The sequence below is a fragment of the Microbacterium sp. TS-1 genome (genome assembly GCF_000509385.1).
Classification (GTDB): Bacteria; Actinomycetota; Actinomycetes; order Actinomycetales; family Microbacteriaceae; genus Microbacterium; species Microbacterium arborescens.
Genome location: NZ_BASQ01000002.1, coordinates 457,887 through 475,024 on the forward strand (window position 1 = coordinate 457,887; position 17,138 = coordinate 475,024).

Below are 17,138 nucleotides of genomic sequence, written 5' to 3' on the forward strand. Positions count from 1 at the left end.
GCCGGTGAGCGCGCAGGTTTTCGACCCGACATCGGCGAGCATCGCCATCGTCACTTTCAACCGCTCCGCGCTCCTGTCGCGGCTGCTCGAGAGCATCGTCCGGATGGATCCGAAGCCCGGGCGCGTGGTGATCGTCGACAACGCGTCGACCGACGACACGACATCCGTCGTCGAGTCGTTCCGCGATCGGCTGGGGACCCAGCTGGAGTACCGGCGACTCGAGACGAACACGGGCGGGTCCGGCGGATTCAGCGAGGGCGTGCGCGTGGCGTACGAGCTGGGCTCCGAGTGGATCTGGCTCATGGATGACGACGTCGAGGTGCTTCCCGACGGGCTCGCCAAGATGGGTCGCTGGGCGCCGCGCTTCCGCAGCATCCAGGGCCGCCGGTACGACTACGACGGCAGCGAGTTCTACTGGCAGTACCGCATCGCCGAGCGCATGGGCATCCCGATCCCCTTCGCCCCCGCCGGGTTCGGCGAGTCGGGATACAAGGAGATGAACTCCGGTTGCTTCGAGGGGATGTTCATCCACCGCGACATCGTGGCCCGCATCGGCCTGCCCGATCCGCGCTTCTTCATCTACTGGGACGACCAGCTCTACGGCTGGCTCGCCTCCCGCATCACGACCTCGGTCATCGTCGACGAGTTCGTCCTGCGCCGCACGCGTGAGATCCGCCAGTGGGACATGGGCATCCGGCACATGAACGCCTCGAGCAACGCCTACCGGTACTACATCATGCGCAACCGCGCGCACATCAAGCAGTACTACCGGACCAAGGGCGTGTACAACCCGGTGCTGTTCGGTCTCGGGACGACGCTGACCTTCGGCAAGGAGCTCATCCGACTCTTCCTCGTCGAGCGCACCGTGCGCGGCACGTCCAACCTCTTCCGCGGCCTCCGCGACGGCCGGCGCATCTCGCGCGACCGTACCTGGCAGCCGATGCAGCCGCTGATGGATCAGCCGGCCCGTCCCTGACGAACTACCGAGACTGCGCGAGGTTCCACGCCCACGCGTCCGCAATCGCGTCATCGACGGTTCGTTCCGCTCGCCAGTCCAGCAGCTGATGCGCGCGGTCCACGATGGCGTACGACCCCGCGGAGTCGCCGGGCCGCCTTGCTCCCACGCGGATGTCCACATCCACGCCGGTGACGCGTATGAAGGCGTTCACGAGCTCGCGAACGGTCGTTCCCGTTCCCGTGCCGATGTTCAGGACCGCCGAAGGCAAATCGGCACCGACGACGTCATCGAACCGACGAACGGCATGAACGTGGGCCCGGGCGAGGTCCCATACGTGAATGAAGTCGCGCAACCCCGACCCATCGCGGGTCGGCCAATCGCGGCCGTTGATCGTGAAAGCGGATCCCGCATCGGCGGCTGCCATGATGCGACCGAGAACGTGTGAGGGGTAACGCGAGGTCGGGCCGGTGCGCAGGCGCGGATCGACCCCTACCGGGTTGAAGTAGCGCAGGCTGATCGCGCGGATCTGGCCCGCTGTGGCGGCATCCGCGAGAATCTGCTCCGTCATCGCCTTCGTGCGAGCGTACGGGCTGGCCGGGTGCAGCGGAGCATCCTCCGTCACGCCCCCCTCCACCTCTGCGTATACGGAAGCGGACGAGCTGAATATGACCCGTCGGATACCGCGGTCGCTCAACCGCTGCAGCAGTGCGACGCTGGAAGCCACGTTCGAGGCGTAATAGGTCAGAGGATCCGCGACCGATTCGGGCACGATGACGCGTGCGGCGCAGTGAATGACCGCGTGGATGTCTCCATGCTCGTCGAGCACCCGATCGACGAGCGCGTCGTCAGCGATATCGCCGCGGTAGAAAGTGCGGGCGGCGACGTGCTGCGCCGAGCCCGTCGACAGATCGTCGATGACGATCGGCACGAACCCGGCATCGATGCAGGCGGTCGCGACGGTTGCACCGATATACCCGGCCCCACCTGTGATGAGCACTTTCGGAGCATCGAGCCGCATCGAACGATCCTACCGGTGTCGGCAGAGGATGCCTCAGAGCCTGGCAGGGTAGGCTCACGAGGTCGTCCCCACCCTCGTCGTTCGGAGTTGCCTTGCCTCACGTTCTGCAGAATGTCGTGCTTCCGCTCGAACGGGATCCCGATTTGATTCCGCTCTACGTCGACCCCGAGACATGGACGGAGATCGACGAGGAAGCCGTGCGCGTCTCGTCTCGTGCGCAGCTCGCGAACATCATCGATCGGCGCACCGCTCGCATCGTTCCCGGTCGGCGCGTCTCGTTCGGCACGTACTTCAACGCCTTTCCCGCCTCGTACTGGCAGCACTGGACCGCCGTACGCGAGGTGACCCTTACCGTCCGCACCTCGGGACCGGCCACGATCCTCGTGTACCGTTCGAACGGCGGCGGCGTCAAGCAGCGCCTCGAGACGCGAGAGGTGGTCGGCTCTGTTGCGAGCGACTTCCATCTCACACTCGATCAGTACAGCGATGGCGGCTGGATCTGGTTCGACATCGTCGCAGACGAGGAGGCCGCGCAGTTCCAGGGCGGCGAGTGGACGACCGCGGATGCGCCGGTTCGACGAGGGAAGGCCTCGCTCGGCATCACGACCTACAACAAGCCGGATTACTGCGTACAGACGCTCAGCGCGCTGGCCGCTTCCCCTGACGTCGTCGAGCTGATCGACCGGATCTTCCTCGTCGACCAGGGCACCCAGCTCGTCTCCGAGGAGGCTGGCTTCGACGAGGCTTCAGCCGCGCTCGGGGAGACCCTGCAGCTGATCGCTCAGCCGAATCTGGGTGGATCCGGCGGTTTCGCGCGTGCGATGTTGGAAACCCTCGATCGCCCGGAGAGCGACTTCGTCCAGCTGCTGGACGACGATGTGCGCCTCGAACCGGAGTCTTTGCGGCGATCCATCATCTTCGGCCGATACTCGACGACGCCCACGATCGTCGGGGCGCACATGTTCGACCTGCTCGATCGACCGAAGCTGCACGCGTGGGCGGAGGTCGTCGACGACAAGCCGTTCATGTGGCGGAATCTTTTCCAAGAGAAGATGCCTCACGACTTCTCGGTCACGAATCTTCGCCAGTCGCCCATCCTCCACATGCGGCTGGATGCGGATTACAACGGCTGGTGGATGTGTCTGATCCCCAAGGAGATCCTGCGAGAGATCGGGTTGGCTCTTCCAGCATTCATCAAGTGGGACGACGCCGAGTACTGCGTGCGGGCACGCGATGCCGGTTATCCGACGGTCTCCCTCCCGGGCGTTGCACTCTGGCATGTCTCATGGGCGGGCAAGGACGACTCCATCGACTGGCAGGCGTACTTCCACGCTCGCAACCGCATCGTCGCAGCGCTCCTGCACTCGCGTTCCGCCGGCGGCGGCACTCTGCTCCGTCACAGCAGACGGGTCGACCTCAAGCATCTCCTGATGATGCAGTACTACCCGGTCGCACTCCGCAACCGAGCACTCCGCGACGTTTTGCGCGGACCGCGCCATATGGGGGAGAACATCGCCACCGCGATGCCTGATGCGCGGGCACTCGCGGCGCGGTTCCCCGAGACCGTCATTCACCGTGAAACAGGTGTTCCGCTGCGCTCGCGACGGGGCCGGCAGGTCTTCCGCCGATACCGTCGCAATGTCTTCGACAGCCCGAAGGGCCTGGCCCTTCGGTGGTTCACGCTGAGCACGGTCGTGGCGCACTGGTTCCATGAGCCGCGCCCGGAGAATGTTTCGCAGCCCGAGGTGGAGTTCGGAAAGGGTGACGCCAACTGGTGGCGCGTGCCCCGCTACGACAGCGCTCTCGTGAGCGCGGCCGATGGCTCCGGCAAGAACGTCTACACCCGGGACCGGGCGCGATTCCGAGGGCTCCTCGTAGACAGCATCCGCTTGCACGCTCGGCTTCGGCGCAATTGGGCTCGTCTGGCCGCCGAGTATCGAGGCGCGCTCCCCGAAATCACGTCTGCATCCAACTGGGAGAAGATCTTCGGGCGCGACGCGCGGGACTAAACCCCGCCGTTGTGGTCCGCGTTGTACCGGTCGAGCACGTCGCCGATCGGCCCGTCGAGGACCAGAGCGCCCTTGTCGAGGTACAGGCCGCGCGTGCAGAAACGTCGCAGGTCCTTCTCGTTGTGGCTGACGAAGAACAGCGTCCGCCCCTCGGCGAGCAGCTCGTCGATGCGCTTGTAGCACTTGGCGCGGAATGCCCGGTCGCCGACCGCGAGCACCTCGTCGACGAGGAGGATCGGTTCGTCGAGCTGCGACACCACGGAGAACGCCAGGCGTACCTTCATACCGTTCGAGAGATGCTTGTACGGGGTATCGACGAAGTCCGCGATCTCGGCGAACTGGATGATGTCATCGAATCGGCGGTTGACCTCGGCCTTCGACATCCCGTGCAAACCGGCTGTGAGGCGGACGTTCTCCCGCACGGTGAGGTCGCCCACGAAGCCGCCCGTGATCTCGATCAGCGGTGCGACGCCGCCGTGCACCTCGACGCGCCCCTCATCCGGCAGCAGGACGCCGGCGACGAGCTTGAGGAGCGTGGACTTGCCCTGCCCGTTGCGCCCGACGACGCCGATCGACTCGCCCGGCTCGACCGAGAACGAGACATCCCGAAGCGCCCAGAACTCGCCCGGTCTGCTGCGGCGGGACGCACCGCCGAACAGATCCTTGACGTTGCGTCGCCCGCGCCGGTTGCGGCGGAAACGGACGCCGAGGTCGCGCACCTCGATCGCGAGTCCCGTCATCACAGCTCCTTCAGCACCGGACGCTCGAGGCGTGAGAACACGAGGAGGCCGAGCCCGAAGATCAGGATGCTGGTGACGGCGCCGACGATCACCGACAGCGTGTCCCATTGATCGGGGAAGAACCCCACGCGGTAGAGCGTGAAGATACCGGCCAGCGGATTGAACGCCCCGAGTTCCTTGAAGACGCCGGGCAGGTCGGCCACGCCGTAGATGATCGGCGACGCGTAGAAGAGCGCACGGAGGACGAGCCGCGTGGTGCGCTCCAGATCGCCCCAGAGGACGCAGAGCGGGGCGACGATGAGCCCCAATCCCAGCAGCAGGATCACCTGCAGCACGACGGCCACCGGGAACAGCAGAAGAGCCGGGTTCACCGTCGCACCGCCGAAGATCGCGAACATCGCGAGCACCGGGAGCGAGAAGAGGAACTCGATGCCCTTGCTCAGAACGATGCGTCCCACCCAGATCGAGCGAGGGATGGAGGTCGACCGCACCAGTCGCGCGTCCTTGTTGAAGGCGCGCGTGAAGTCGGTGACCGCCGAGTTGAACCACACCCAGGGCAGCAGAGCGGTGATGAGAAAGACGATGTACGGGTTCTCGCCGACATCCCGATGGAAGACCTGCGTGAAGACGAACCAGTAGATTCCGCTCATGACGAGGGGATCGAGGACCGACCACAGGTACCCGAGCGCGCTCGTGGAGTACCGCACCCGCAGGTCGCGCGCCGACAGCAGCCACAGAGAGTGGAAGTAGCGCCGCGGCGATCCGGGGGCGCCGACGACGGCGGGACTCACGCGTTCGATCCTACGGCGCCCACTTCACCCGAGCGGAACACCGGGCATCCCTCGGAATGCGGCGAGTACCGCGGGGGCGAGCGACTGCGCGTACGACGCAGTCAAGTGATTGTCGTCGATGTAGACGGCGACGTTCCCGATGGCAGGCAGACACACTCCATCCGGGCACAGGTACTCGGACAGATCGAGCACGTAGACGCTGCCCGCCTCGGTGAGTCCGAGGGCCGGGTTCTCCGGGCTCATCACGGCGTCAACCGGCATGGCGCAGTCGGAGACGGACGCCGAAGCCTCGAGGCATCCGTACATGTCGAAGTCGTAGCGGGGGTTGTCGCGCACGAGCAGCACCTGGGAGCCGCTGGCGGCGATACTGGTGACCGGGCGTTCGAGGCCGAGGGGCCGACGTTCCCCGGGCGACGACGGCGACGCTTTCGTGCCCATCAGCATGACGACGTCCGCGGGCTGGCTTTCGGCATACGCCCGGGCTTCCTCACGCCACTGGGCACATTCATCGTTCGCGTCCTCATCAGGCGCGAACGAGCATCCCCCTCGCAGCAGAGCGACGATGTTCCACCCGGCGTCCTCCAGGACCGGGAGGATCGCCCCCATCCACTGCTGCGCGTGGGAGTCCCCGACCACGAGGAACAGGGGCGCGTCCGGGTTCGTGCCCGTCTGAACGCACGTCGCTGCGGCCAGCGCGCCGGCAGGCCGGATCGCATCCGTGCAGGGGCCGTCGAGCGCGACCCATTCCTCGCTCAACCGCGTGCTGACCGGCCGGACCGGAGCCCCCTCGACGGCCGTCACGCCGAGCCACGGCATCAGCACGTGTGCACCGGGGTTCTCCTGCGGATCGTACGAGGCGACCCGGATGCTCTCACCCGCCTGCCAGGTACCCAGAGGGAGGGCGACGGCGAGAACCGCTGCGCCGATGACGGCGAGGCTTCGCCGCCCACTGGTCAGCAGGCGGGCGAGGGGTCGCTCCACGCCGTAAGCGAGGAGCACAGCAGCGGCAACGGAGGCGACGATGACGACGAGCCCGCCGACGGCGTCCACGGTCGTCGCGTCGGTGAGGGTCATGTACGCCACAAGAATCGGCCAATGCACGAGATAGAGCGCGTAAGCGATTCCGCCGATCCAGACCATCGGACGGGAACCGAGCCACCGCGAAGCGGAACCGGGGCGCCGCGACTGCCCCGCGACGATGATGAGGACGGCCGCCAGTGTGGGCCACAACGCGGCGACACCCGGAAAGCCCGCACCCACGTCGAGGACGATGCCGCAGGCAATGAGCGCGCCGATCCCGATCCAGCCCACGACGCCGGCCCACGACCGTGGCAGCCGGACCCGCGGAAGCAGGAGAGCGGCCAGTGAGCCAAGCGCGAACTCCCACAGCCGGGCCGGCACGCTGAAATAGGCAGCCTGCTGGTCCGACGCCGTCAGGTGCACCGAGTATGCGAGTGAGACGCAGAAGGTCAGCCCGAAGCCGGCGATGAGAATCGGGCGCACCGGACGGCGGATCCACCGCGCGACGACGACAGCGAGCAGGACGAGAACGGGCCAGAGGATGAACACCTGGCCCTGGACCGAGAGGGACCAGAAGTGCTGCAGAGCACTCGGGAAGATCGACGTCCTGGCGTAGTAGTCCACGGCGGACGCCGTCAGTGCGCGGTTCTGGACATAGAACAACGACGACCACGCTTCGGTCCAGATCTGACGCCATTGCGAACCAGGCAGGACGACGAAGGTGAACAGCAGTACTCCGAGGATCGTCACCGCCGCGGCTGGCAGGAGGCGCGCGAAGCGACGCGCCCAGAATCTCAGCAGATCGATCGGTGCGAGCGATGTTGATCGCGCCACGAACGACGCGGTCAGAAAGTACGCCGAGATGAGAAGGAAGACGTCGACGCCGCCCGAGACCCGCCCGAGCCATACGTGGTACACGACGACCAGGACGATCGCGAAGGCCCGTAGTCCATCGATGTCGCGTCGCCGCCTGTTCGCAGCGGAGGCGGCTCTCCGCGTCGTCGGCGACGGAGCGTCGACCGCGGTCACGCCAGCTGGTTGTTCCACATCGACAGCGCCGAGCCGATGGCCATGTGCATGTCGAGGTACTGGTAGGTGCCCAGGCGGCCGCCGAAGAGGACGTCCTGCTCCCCCTTGGCGAGATCGCGGTATGCCAGCAGCCCGGCGCGATCCTCGGCCGTGTTCACCGGATAGTACGGCTCGTCGGCGCGGGTCGCGAAGCGCGAGTACTCCCGCACGATGACCGTCTTGTCCGTCGGGTACCGGTCGGCGCGCTCCGGGTGGAAGTGCTTGAACTCGTGGATGCGGGTGTACGGCGCATCGGCGTCGGCGTAGTTCATCACGCTCGTGCCCTGGAAGTCCGGGATGTCGAGGACGTCCTGCTCGAAGTCGAGGGTGCGCCACGACAGCTCGCCCTCCGTGTAGTCGAAGTAGCGGTCGACGGGGCCGGTGTAGACGATCGGCACCTGGCCGACGGTCGCCTTCTTGTTCAGCGGCTGCGACTCGTCGAAGAAGTCGGTGCTCAGCTTTACCTCGATGTTCGCGTGGTCGGCCATGCGCTCGAGCCAGGCGGTGTAGCCGTCGACCGGAAGGCCTTCCCAGGTGTCGTTGAAGTAGCGGTTGTCGTAGGTGTAGCGGACCGGCAGGCGCGAGATGATCTCGGCCGGAAGCTCCTTCGGATCGGTCTGCCACTGCTTCGCGGTGTAGTCCCGGATGAACGCCTCGTACAGCGGACGGCCGATCAGACCGATGGCGCGTTCCTCGAGGTTGTTCGCCTGCTTCGGGTCGAACTCGCCCGCGAGCTCCTGGATGAGGTTGCGTGCCTCACCGGGCGTGTACGCCGCCTGGAAGAACTGGTTGATCGTTCCGAGGTTGATCGGAAGCGGGTACACGACGCCCTTGTGGGTCGTGTAGACGCGGTGGACGTAGTTCGTGAACTGCGTGAAGCGGTTGACGTACTCCCACACCGTAGCGTTCGAGGTGTGGAACAGGTGGGCCCCGTACTTGTGGACCTCGATGCCGGTAGTCGGCTCGTTCTCGGTGTAGGCGTTGCCGCCGATGTGGTGACGTCGGTCGATGACCGTCACCTTGCGACCGGATGCCGCGGCACGCTCGGCGATGGTGAGACCGAAGAATCCGGAACCGACGATGAGGAGATCCATGAGGCGCTTTCGTAGGGCGGGCAAGTGATGGCAGAGGATCCAGCCGGAGAACGAGTCTATCGGCGCCGCGTTCCGTAACCTGGACGAGTCATGACTCTCGAGATCTTCATCCCCTTCTGGGGAGACCCCGCGCTCCTCTACCAGACCGTCGACTCCGTCCGGGCGCAGAACAACCCGGACTGGCGTCTCACGATCATCGATGACTGTTACCCGGACCCCTCGGTGGCCCAGCACTTCGCGCATGAGACCGATGACCGGATCTCCTACGTCCGCAATGAGAAGAATCTGGGCATCACGGAGAACTTCCGCGAATCGGTGCGGCGCGCCACCGGGACTCACCTCTCGATCCTCGGGTGCGACGATCTGCTTCTACCGACGTACGTGGACGTGGTGACCCGCACCATCGATGCCGTACCCCATGCCGACGTGATCCAGCCGGGCGTGGATGTCATCGACGAGAACGGCGAGCTCGCTTTCCCACTCGTGGATCGTGTCAAGCAACGACTCCTGGCGCCCCGCACATCTCGCGGCATCGCTGTGCTCGCGTCGGAGCACATGGCGACGAGCCTCATCCGCGGCGACTGGCTGTACTGGCCCTCCCTGACATTCCGCGCCGAGACGCTGCGCCGCATCGACTTCCGCGACGGCCTCCCCGTGATCCAGGATCTGGGCCTGCTCATGGACATAGCTTTCGCGGGGGGGACTCTTGCATACAATCCAGCGCCCGCGTTCCAGTACCGCCGCCACGATGCGTCTGCGTCGCAGCGGGCGCTTCTCGACGGCGAACGATTCCGCGTCGAGCGGGAGTACTACCGCCTCGCCGCCGATCTCGCCGGAAAGCAGGGGTGGCTCCGCACACGCCGCGTCGCCAAGCTTCGGTTCATCTCACGACTGCACGCCGTCGCAGCGCTGCCGGCCGTCGTGGCGAAGGGTACCGCGGCGGGGACGCGCTCGACGCTGGCACACGTGCTGGCCCCCTGACGCGATTCCGCGGGCAGAGACCAGCTTGCTAACCTGACCTGTCATGCCCCTCGTCCTCGTCGATCTCCTGTCTTACACCGGCACCAAGGGAGGTATGGAGACATACGCCCGCGAGCTGTACCGGGCCATCGGTGGAATGAGGCGCGACTTCGAGTTCATCGCGTTCGCGAGTTCGGAGGGCGCGAGACTCGACATGTCGTGGTTCCCGGGCGAGGTCATCGACTCCGGTATCAGCGGCGAGAACCGATTCGCGTGGGCCCGAGGCGAACTGATGGCCGTCGGCCGCGCCGCGAAGGCGCATGGCGCGGACCTCGTACACGCGCCGGCATCGCTCGGACCACGCAAGACGACGATGCCCACCGTCCTCACCATTCACGACATGCTCTACTGGAGCCACCCCGAGTACATGTCGACTCCGCTTTACACCGGCCCCGTGAAGTGGATGGAGAAGGTTGCTGCTCGTAACGCCGAGCGAGTGATCACCATCAGTCCTGCGTCGGCAGATGAGATTCAGAAGTACCTTTCCGTCCCCTCCGACCGACTCGACGTCATCCCGCTGGCCGGGCCGCCTCCTCGCGCGACGCCGCGACGCCCTGTCCCCGAGGGACGCCCGCTGATCATCGCTATGGGAAACCGGCGTCCACACAAGAACTGGGAGGCGCTGATTCACGCCGTGGCGCTGATCGATGAGCCCCGCCGGCCCCGGATCGTGATCACCGGCGGCCGCGGAGAGGACCCCCTCGCCCCCCTCGTCCAGCGCCTCGGTGTTACCGCCGATGTCGAGCTTCGCGGCTGGGTCGACGACGAGGAGGTGGCGCGCCTCTATGCGACCGCCGCGGCCCTGGCGATCCCGTCGCGCGCGGAAGGATTCTCTCTCCCCACGCTCGAGGCGATGGCGCAGGGGATCCCCGTCCTGCTGAGCGACATCCGCGTCCATCGGTACGTCGGTGGGGAGGCTGCGCTCTATTTCTCGCCAGATGACCATGCGGGGCTCGCCGAACTGATGACCCGGGTCAGCGGCGACCCTGACATCCAAGCTGGGATGTCAGAGGCGGGAAGGGCGCGCGCGGGCGAGTTCACCTGGGTCCGCAGCGCCTCAGCAACCCTGCAATCGTTCGACCGAGCGCTCGGGCGTCAGTCGCCCGCGGTCTGAACCGGAACCGGGGCACCGCGAAGCGCCCACAGGTGGATGGCGACGCCGATGACGGGTGCGGCGGCTATCACGCTGACCGTCGCGCCCACCTGAGAGGGTACGACCCCGAGGCCCAGGAGCAGGACGAGGGACGACACACCCCACCCCGCCACGTAGAGACGATGACGCCCTCGGGCCAGGGCCGCAGGCCCGGTCAGGCATAGCAGTGCGGTCAGGCCTGCGCTCGCGATCACGAGGCTGTACATGGCGGGCGCCAGGCTGTATCTGCCCTGGTAGAGCAGCTCGATCACCCACGGCCCCACGACGACGCTGGCCGCGGACAGAAGAACAGTCACCACGATCAGGACGGCCCCCCATGCCAGCGTGCGACGAGCGGCGAGGTCGGGACGATCGCGAAAGGTGACGACGAGGTAGCTCTGGAGAGCCATCAGCGGAATCACGAGCGGCGCGCGAGTGAGCGTTATGACCAGGATCAGCGCCGCGAGATCGCGTGCCCCCAAACCGGACGAGGTGACGCCGAGTACGAGTGGAAGCCCGCTGATCATGACGCCCGTAGCCAGCGCCGCGCCGACGGTGCTCACGCTGTGACGTCCCAGCTGCATGACGGAGCCGTCGATACGTACGGACTGCACGGCACGGCGCCCGTCGAGGAACCACAGAAGCACGAACGCAGCTGCGAAGGGTAGCGCTATCGCCCAGGCGTACGCGGCGCCGGAAAGCCCCATCAGCATGACGGCGAAGACTGCGACGAGACGCAGGAGCGAGTCCGCCACTGTCATTCCGGCCGCGGAGCGCCACCGGCGAGCGCCGTAGAAGACGCCGCTCAGCACCGCGACGAACGTGTAGGCCGCGGTGCCGACGAGGATGCTCGGAACGAACTCCGCGGCACGCGCGCCGAAGGCGCTCGGCGCCCAGAAGAACGAGGACCCCAGTACGAGAGCGACGAAGACACCGGCCGCGCCGAGCGAGAACCGCGTCAGCGCACGAGTCGCCGACGGCGCTTTTCCACGCGGAGATGCCGCACGGGTAATCTCCTGCTGCACACCCGCTACACCGGCGGCGATCAGAAACATCGCCGACCATGCGATGCCGAAGGTGATGTAGTCGTCCCGCGAGCTCAGCGCCGGGACGACGGCCTGGATCCCATAGCCCGCCGCGCCGGCGATGACAGTCGCAGCGAGGATCAGCGTGAGGCCGGAACGCGCCGTCGCAGGTACCTCAGGCTCGGTCATCGCTGACGGGAGCCCCGCTCCCGCGTCCATCGAGGCGATCCAAACGGTGATCGACCGTCTCGAGCTGGGCGCGCAGGATGGCGACCTCTTCGGCCGTTCGACGGATCTCGTCCTCAGCCTGAGAAAGCTCCCAGGACAGATGCAAAGAGACGCCGAGGAGGAGCACGATCGCCATGGCGAAAAGGAGGTTTGCCGGCACTTGAACGCCGAGGAGATTCGTCAAACCGTCGAGCAGCTGAGGGAAGATTCCGAGAATAAGCACCGCGAGGGCGATCACAAGCCAGAGCGCGGCGTACTTCTCGCGGAGCCGGCGTGTGAGCAGCATCCACGTGACCACGATCACGATCACGATGGCCAGAGCGATCCCGAAGATGACGATCATGTCAGGCCTCCTGTTCCGGATTGGTCATACCCGGCCTGCGCATGATCGCGAGCTGCAGCGCGAACACAGAGCGCAGCAGGTAGACGGCCGAGCCGACGGGGCCCTGACTCGGCTTACCGTGACGGCGGGGGCGCATGGCAACCGGCACCTGCGTGACTGTGAGTCCCGCGTGGCAGGCCGCCACGAGAGAATCGAGGGTGTCCCCGAGATACTCGGCGGGATAGTAGCGGACGTACTGATCGATCGCTCGCGCGTTGGCAGCACGGAAACCGCTCGTGACGTCCGTCAACCGGGTCTTGGCCACGCGGGAGAGGACGCTCGCGAGGAATCGCATCGCCCACTTGCGCGGGCCGCGTACCTCGTAGTCGCCGACATCGCTGAAACGCGCGCCGATGGATATGTCGGCCTTCTCGAGCCCCTCGAGCACTCGCGCGATGTCTGCCGGATTGTGCTGACCGTCAGCGTCCACCTGGATGGCGCGTTGGAAACCCTGCCGCTGCGCATAAGTGAAGCCGGCTCTCATGGCGCCGCCGACGCCGAGGTTGAAAGGGAGCGTCAGAACTGTGGCGCCGGCCGCGCGTGCGACCTCACCAGTGCGGTCGATGGAACCGTCGTCGATCACTGCCACGTGATATTTGGCATCCGCCTCGCGGATCTCGCGAACGGTGTCTCCGACGTTGTGCTGCTCATTCCATGCGGGCACGATGACCAGCACGGACTCGGATTCAACCGTCATAGTCCACCCAGTCTACCGACACCCTCAGGACCGTCCGCAGGCGACGACCTGGTAGAGACGAGCATCTCCCTCTTCATCGACGAGCTTGACCGCAGACGAATCCGCGAGGTCGTCCAAGCCCGGGAAGTCGTGCTGTCCGCCGTGTATCTCACGGCTCCCGAAGTCGAGCACGAATCCGACGTCGAGGGCCTCCAGCGCTTGGCAGACGGGGTCGCCGGGCTCCGCGTCCCGCAGCCCGTCGTTGATCGTCGCGACCTCCTCCGATATCTGCATCAGCGTGTGCGGCATCAGCACCGGACGATCCGCCAACGCCGAGGCGAGGGATGCCCCCGTCCAGACGCTTCCCGCGACCGCCACGCCCGGCGGGACCTCCTCGGGCAGACGCTCGAGAAGGGCGTACTCATCTGATGACAGAAGCGGCGACGAGTCGTCCACGCGATAGAGCGGCGACGCCCACTCGACGGCGCGGTTCATCGCGCCATCCATCTGTAGGCCGAGCAGAAGCGCAGCGGAAGCGGCGAGAGCCAGCAGTGGACGGAGCGTGGGGGCCGCACGGCGCCCGTCGAGCACACGGCCCACGGCCGTCCAGGAACGGGCCGCACCGAACGCGGCGAGCGGGAGGAGAGCGACACTGAAGACCGCGACCAAACGCGGCAGATTGTTGTACCAGCTGCCCGTCAGCAGGTCGCGGACGTCTGCCCATGGCAGAGACGCGACCGTGAAGAACAGTCCGAAGCCCACGAGGTACATCGCCAGGGCGACGATGGTTGGCGCGGTTCGGTCCACGAACGCCCAGACGATGCCCGCGACGACGCACAGCGCGGCAACGACAGCGGGGAGCAGGTACCACATCGAGATCGTCGCCCCCTGGAAGACGGCGTCACGCATCCTCATCTGCAAGGGCCACCCGCGAGCCTCCTCCGGGGGCCGCAGGATGTTGAGCAGGAGGATGCACACACCCACGTAGGCCACCGCCAGGGCGACCACGCCAGCGCGTCCCGCCGGGGTCGTGCTACGACGCGCACGACGGACGACCGCCACCGCCACGGCTGGGCATGACAAGACCATCCAGGCGACGAAACCCCCCGGGTGCGCGAGTGTCAGACCGGGCAGGACGCCGACGAGGATGAGCACCCACCAGCCCCATTCGAATGGCGGGCCCCCGCTGACGATGCCCAGCGCCCTGACGGTCGCCGCGAGCGCGACGGGCAAGAGAGCCAGACTGAGCTGCAGCGGATAGAGCACGCCGTAGTCCATCAGGAGAATCGGAAACCCCGGCAGCGACGCCGCGATCAGCGCAGCGGCCACGCTGTAGCGCGCGGCCGGGCCGAAGAGCGTCCGGACCAGGCCCACCGCTGAGATGGGCCAGATGACGGCGCTGATGATCAGGGTCGTCGCAGTGACGCTGACCGGGATCGATGCGCCGCTGATCTGTACCGTCAGCGCGACCAGACCATGCCACGCAGCGGGGTAGAACGGCAACGAGCCGTCAGGGCTGGTCATGTAACCCAGACGGAGCGAGGACGCATCGTTCTCGGTAAGGACGTACCGCACTCCGTTGAGGTGGAAGATGTTGTCGAACGTCTGCGAGATGTTCTCCGGCGCCTGGACGATCTGCATCACCCGTATCGAGAGCACGACGACGGCGACAGCGACCGCGACGACGGTCATCGTCGCGGCGCGGCGGCCGGGAGAGCTCGCATCATGCGCAGAGGGACGCACGTCCGCGGCCCGCGCGCGCAGCATGCGGCGACTGGCGACGATAGCTGCTCCGACGATGCCCGTCATGACCACGACCGGAAGCACTGAGAAAGGCACGCCGACCCACGACGCCACAACGGCGGTGCCCGAGATGAGGGTCGTCGCAAACGCCGGGGCTGCGGCGACGGCCCAGAAGCCGCGCAACCCCACGGACCAGGAGAGGAAGCCACCCACTGCCCAGAGCACGAAGAGACCCGCGAGGACGGGAGGGATCAAGGCTAGGAAACTCAAAACGTGGTGCCTCTCGACTGCGATTACCTCCCAGATGATACCTTCGGCATTCTGTGAGCTCTGGGGCTCAGGGCACCTATGCCACGATGGTCGGGTGAAGGGCATCATTCTCGCCGGCGGCTCAGGCACGCGGCTGCATCCGATCACCTTGGGCGTCTCGAAGCAGCTCATCCCGGTGTACGACAAGCCGATGGTCTACTACCCGTTGTCGACGCTGATGCTCGCGGGGATCCGCGACATCCTGATCATCACGACACCGCATGATGCGCCGTTCTTCGAGCGGCTGCTGGGAGACGGGTCGCAGCTCGGGATCTCGCTGACGTTCGCGCAGCAGCCCTCCCCGGACGGGCTGGCGCAAGCGTTCACGATCGGCGCGGATTTCATCGGCGGAGAGAAGGTCGCCCTCGTCCTCGGCGACAACCTCCTGTATGGCCCCGGCCTCGGTTCGCAGCTCAAGCGCTACGCGGACGTCGACGGCGGCGCTGTCTTCGCGTACTGGGTGGCGGAACCGGCGGCGTACGGTGTCGTCGAGTTCGACGGCACCGGGCGTGCTGTGTCGTTGGAGGAGAAGCCCGCCGCACCCAAAAGCAACTACGCGGTGCCGGGTCTGTACTTCTACGACAACGATGTGATCGACATCGCCCGCAACCTCGAGCCCTCGCCCCGCGGCGAGTACGAGATCACCGACATCAACAGCGCCTACCTCGAACGGGGCAAGCTGCAGGTCGAGGTCCTTCCCCGCGGCACTGCCTGGCTCGACACGGGCACCTTCGACCAGATGACCGACGCTGCCGATTACGTCCGGACGATGGAGCGGCGGACGGGTCTGCGCATCGGCGTTCCCGAGGAGGTCGCATGGCGGCAGGGGTTCCTCACCGACGATGAGCTGCGCGAGCGCGCGACGAAGCTCGTGAAGTCCGGGTACGGCACATATCTGTTGGAGATTTTGGAGAGGGGACGCTGATGGGAACGCTTCTCGTGACCGGCGGTGCCGGGTTCATCGGTTCGAATTTCGTTCACCACGTCGTCGGCAACACCGACCACTCGGTGGTCGTGCTCGACAAGCTCACCTATGCGGGCAACGCCGCATCCCTGGCGGGCCTGCCCGAGGACCGGGTGCGGCTGGTGCAGGGCGACATCGCCGACGCCGCGCTCGTGGACGAGCTGTTCGGGCAGGTCGACGCGGTCGTGCACTACGCGGCCGAGTCGCACAACGACAACTCCCTCCACGACCCCCGCCCCTTCCTCGACACGAACATCGTCGGCACGTACACGCTGCTCGAGGCAGCGCGCAAGCACGACAAACGCTTCCACCACATCTCCACCGACGAGGTGTACGGCGACCTCGAACTCGACGACCCGGCACGGTTCACCGAATCCACCCCGTACAACCCGTCCTCGCCCTACAGCAGCACCAAGGCCGGTTCCGACCTGCTCGTGCGCGCATGGGTGCGTTCGTTCGGGGTGAAAGCGACGATCAGCAACTGCTCGAACAACTACGGCCCCTACCAGCACGTCGAGAAGTTCATCCCCCGCCAGATCACCAACGTCCTGCGCGGCATCCGCCCCAAGCTCTACGGCAAGGGCGAGAACGTCCGCGACTGGATCCACGCCGACGACCACTCCTCCGCCGTGCTGACGATCCTCGACCGCGGCGTCATCGGCGAGACGTACCTCATCGGCGCCGACGGCGAGAAGGACAACAAGACCGTCGTCGAGCTCATCCTCGCCCTTACCGGCAACCCCACCGACGCGTACGACCACGTCACCGACCGCCCCGGACACGACCTCCGCTACGCGATCGACTCCACCAAGCTCCGCACCGAACTCGGCTGGACACCCCGCTACCAAGACTTCGAAGCCGGCCTGAAAGCCACCATCGACTGGTACCGCGACAACGAGGACTGGTGGGCGCCCGCAAAAGACGGCGTCGAAGCCTTCTACGCCTCGAAAGGCCAGTGACC

Annotated in this window: 15 protein-coding genes; 6 read left to right on the plus strand and 9 right to left on the minus strand. The window is 66.4% G+C overall.

Features of this window, described 5'->3' with window-relative positions; genetic code table 11:
- Positions 1–4 precede the first annotated feature (4 nt).
- Entirely contained in the window at positions 5–976 is a 972-nt protein-coding gene (locus tag MTS1_RS14850; protein WP_023955415.1) for a glycosyltransferase, read from the plus strand.
- Positions 977–980: 4 nt separating this feature from the next.
- Here the strand turns inward: MTS1_RS14850 and galE are convergent, their stop codons facing one another.
- A complete protein-coding gene (gene galE, locus MTS1_RS14855; protein ID WP_023955417.1) occupies positions 981–1,976 on the minus strand; it encodes a UDP-glucose 4-epimerase GalE in 996 nt (331 codons plus the stop codon).
- 92 nt (positions 1,977–2,068) lie between these two features.
- Here galE and MTS1_RS14860 point away from each other — a divergent pair, with 92 nt between their 5' ends.
- On the plus strand, positions 2,069–3,985 hold the full coding sequence (locus MTS1_RS14860; RefSeq protein WP_023955419.1) for a glycosyltransferase: 1,917 nt from the start codon (positions 2,069–2,071) through the stop codon (positions 3,983–3,985).
- Here the strand turns inward: MTS1_RS14860 and MTS1_RS14865 are convergent.
- The 4 genes from MTS1_RS14865 to glf are packed head-to-tail and all read right to left on the minus strand — an operon-like array spanning position 3,982 to position 8,698.
- Entirely contained in the window at positions 3,982–4,725 is a 744-nt protein-coding gene (locus MTS1_RS14865) for an ABC transporter ATP-binding protein (protein WP_023955421.1), read from the minus strand. The genes MTS1_RS14860 and MTS1_RS14865 overlap by 4 nt on opposite strands.
- Positions 4,725–5,516: an ABC transporter permease gene (locus MTS1_RS14870; RefSeq protein WP_023955423.1), complete on the minus strand. Its 792-nt coding sequence runs from the start codon at positions 5,514–5,516 to the stop codon at positions 4,725–4,727. Before MTS1_RS14870 ends, MTS1_RS14865 begins: the two co-directional genes overlap by 1 nt.
- A 24-nt stretch (positions 5,517–5,540) precedes the next feature.
- Entirely contained in the window at positions 5,541–7,565 is a 2,025-nt protein-coding gene (locus MTS1_RS14875) for an acyltransferase family protein (RefSeq protein WP_052007910.1), read from the minus strand.
- Positions 7,562–8,698, minus strand: coding sequence for a UDP-galactopyranose mutase (gene glf, locus MTS1_RS14880; RefSeq protein WP_023955427.1), 1,137 nt, complete (start codon positions 8,696–8,698; stop codon positions 7,562–7,564). Before glf ends, MTS1_RS14875 begins: the two co-directional genes overlap by 4 nt.
- 90 nt (positions 8,699–8,788) lie before the next feature.
- Between glf and MTS1_RS14885 the strand changes: the two genes are divergently transcribed.
- Together MTS1_RS14885 and MTS1_RS14890 are read left to right on the plus strand one after the other, a co-directional pair.
- Positions 8,789–9,679, plus strand: coding sequence for a glycosyltransferase (locus MTS1_RS14885; protein ID WP_023955429.1), 891 nt, complete (start codon positions 8,789–8,791; stop codon positions 9,677–9,679).
- 94 nt (positions 9,680–9,773) lie between these two features.
- On the plus strand, positions 9,774–10,832 hold the full coding sequence (locus tag MTS1_RS14890; protein ID WP_267879195.1) for a glycosyltransferase family 1 protein: 1,059 nt from the start codon (positions 9,774–9,776) through the stop codon (positions 10,830–10,832).
- Here the strand turns inward: MTS1_RS14890 and MTS1_RS14895 are convergent.
- The 4 genes from MTS1_RS14895 to MTS1_RS14910 are packed head-to-tail and all read right to left on the minus strand — an operon-like array spanning position 10,814 to position 15,345.
- On the minus strand, positions 10,814–12,064 hold the full coding sequence (locus MTS1_RS14895) for a hypothetical protein (RefSeq protein ID WP_144083423.1): 1,251 nt from the start codon (positions 12,062–12,064) through the stop codon (positions 10,814–10,816). The genes MTS1_RS14890 and MTS1_RS14895 overlap by 19 nt on opposite strands.
- Positions 12,051–12,446, minus strand: a complete 396-nt coding sequence (locus tag MTS1_RS14900; RefSeq protein WP_023955435.1) for a DUF2304 domain-containing protein — start codon at positions 12,444–12,446, stop codon at positions 12,051–12,053. The genes MTS1_RS14895 and MTS1_RS14900 overlap by 14 nt, the downstream gene beginning before the upstream one ends.
- Before the next feature lies 1 nt (position 12,447).
- A complete protein-coding gene (locus MTS1_RS14905) occupies positions 12,448–13,182 on the minus strand; it encodes a glycosyltransferase family 2 protein (RefSeq protein WP_023955437.1) in 735 nt (244 codons plus the stop codon).
- A gap of 24 nt (positions 13,183–13,206) precedes the next feature.
- The gene (locus MTS1_RS14910) at positions 13,207–15,345 is read right to left on the minus strand and encodes a DUF6541 family protein (protein WP_338036765.1); all 2,139 of its coding nucleotides are present in this window, start codon (positions 15,343–15,345) and stop codon (positions 13,207–13,209) included.
- On the opposite strand from MTS1_RS14910, the gene rfbA reads away from it, so the two are divergent.
- Positions 15,269–16,138 carry a glucose-1-phosphate thymidylyltransferase RfbA gene (gene rfbA, locus MTS1_RS14915; protein ID WP_023955442.1) on the plus strand — a complete coding sequence of 290 codons (870 nt, stop codon included), beginning with the start codon at positions 15,269–15,271 and terminating at the stop codon, positions 16,136–16,138. The two genes, MTS1_RS14910 and rfbA, sit on opposite strands and share 77 nt — an antisense overlap.
- Positions 16,138–17,136: a dTDP-glucose 4,6-dehydratase gene (gene rfbB / locus MTS1_RS14920; protein WP_023955444.1), complete on the plus strand. Its 999-nt coding sequence runs from the start codon at positions 16,138–16,140 to the stop codon at positions 17,134–17,136. The genes rfbA and rfbB overlap by 1 nt, the downstream gene beginning before the upstream one ends.
- Positions 17,137–17,138: the final 2 nt, after the last annotated feature.

Bases quoted from the DNA above. Each gene is read 5' to 3' on its own strand.
- glf (WP_023955427.1), bottom strand. From the start codon at position 8,698: ATGGATCTCCTCATCGTCGGTTCCGGATTCTTCGGTCTCACCATCGCC.
- MTS1_RS14910 (WP_338036765.1), bottom strand. From the start codon at position 15,345: ATGAGCTGCTTCGAGACGCCCAAGGTGATCGGATGCAGCCGCGTGCCT.
- MTS1_RS14900 (WP_023955435.1), bottom strand. From the start codon at position 12,446: ATGATCGTCATCTTCGGGATCGCTCTGGCCATCGTGATCGTGATCGTG.
- galE (WP_023955417.1), bottom strand. From the start codon at position 1,976: ATGCGGCTCGATGCTCCGAAAGTGCTCATCACAGGTGGGGCCGGGTAT.
- MTS1_RS14895 (WP_144083423.1), bottom strand. From the start codon at position 12,064: ATGACCGAGCCTGAGGTACCTGCGACGGCGCGTTCCGGCCTCACGCTG.
- MTS1_RS14890 (WP_267879195.1), top strand. From the start codon at position 9,774: ATGGAGACATACGCCCGCGAGCTGTACCGGGCCATCGGTGGAATGAGG.
- MTS1_RS14865 (WP_023955421.1), bottom strand. From the start codon at position 4,725: ATGACGGGACTCGCGATCGAGGTGCGCGACCTCGGCGTCCGTTTCCGC.
- rfbB (WP_023955444.1), top strand. From the start codon at position 16,138: ATGGGAACGCTTCTCGTGACCGGCGGTGCCGGGTTCATCGGTTCGAAT.
- MTS1_RS14905 (WP_023955437.1), bottom strand. From the start codon at position 13,182: ATGACGGTTGAATCCGAGTCCGTGCTGGTCATCGTGCCCGCATGGAAT.
- MTS1_RS14885 (WP_023955429.1), top strand. From the start codon at position 8,789: ATGACTCTCGAGATCTTCATCCCCTTCTGGGGAGACCCCGCGCTCCTC.